2 protein-coding genes are annotated in these 847 nt (G+C 30.7%); both read left to right on the top strand.

All coding sequences use genetic code 11. From position 1 onward, the window contains the following. Positions 1-242 (top strand): SMI1/KNR4 family protein (locus RCF13_RS20225; RefSeq protein WP_308141517.1); only part of this gene is annotated, 242 nt, incomplete at its 5' end. A 425-nt stretch (positions 243-667) separates the two neighbouring features. Further along, positions 668-847 (top strand): hypothetical protein (locus tag RCF13_RS20220; RefSeq protein WP_308141516.1); only part of this gene is annotated, 180 nt, incomplete at its 3' end.

Here is an 847-nt window from a genome sequence, read left to right as displayed (position 1 = left end):
AGAAAGAAAATTACAATATGCGTAATGAAAAGTTTTTTAAAGAAATGTACATGCCATTTGACTCTCTTTTATTTATAGCTGATGCGGGGAATGGAGATTTGTTTGGCTATCGTGTATTAAATGGACTAATTAACAACAATGATATCTATATCTGGAATCATGAAAATGATAGTCGAACATGGGTTGCTCCCACTTTACAAATATTTATAGAATGGTGGTACAAGGGTAAAATCTCTATCTAGCAATGTGTAATTTCCAATAACGAATTTTACGTAAATAAGCTGTTCATATGGACAGCTTATTATATTTTTTTGCTTAGCGTGGGTTTTTTCCGAAATGCTAACGGTACTCCTAAATAGGGGGGTAAATAACATGCGGCCATTAACCTCAGTTAACTGAAGGACCGATTCCCCGCATATTGCTGTTTAAAGTCAATGGAGATATAAATAAAAATAAAATCTTTTTAAAATTAAACCAAATTCAACAAAAAGTTATTTATATCTATTAAAAAAATATAGTTAAATGAATATAATACTTATTTATCCCCCTCCTTATAAAAACCCTTGCCAGTAGAGCGAGGGTTTTTACATTGGACAGAATCGAGATAACTCTTAGATAAATCTGAAACTGACTAAATAAAAATCATTAAGAAAGTAGGGAAGAGAAAATGAAAAAGAAAAAAATTGCTATATTAGGCCTAATCGGTGCTATTTGTACCATGATTTTTGCTTTCTTTACGCTTAATCAATACGGAGTACAAGCGAACGAAAAACAAGAGGCTACCAATGAAATAACTATTAAACAATTAGATGACAAAATTTATAATAATGAAGCCTTTATTTACTTC

The organism is Stenotrophomonas maltophilia group sp. RNC7, assembly GCF_030910085.1.
Taxonomy (GTDB): domain Bacteria; phylum Pseudomonadota; class Gammaproteobacteria; order Xanthomonadales; family Xanthomonadaceae; genus Stenotrophomonas; species Stenotrophomonas sepilia.
The sequence above is the reverse complement of the archived record's forward strand: the minus strand, read 5'-3'. Positions and strand labels throughout refer to the sequence as shown.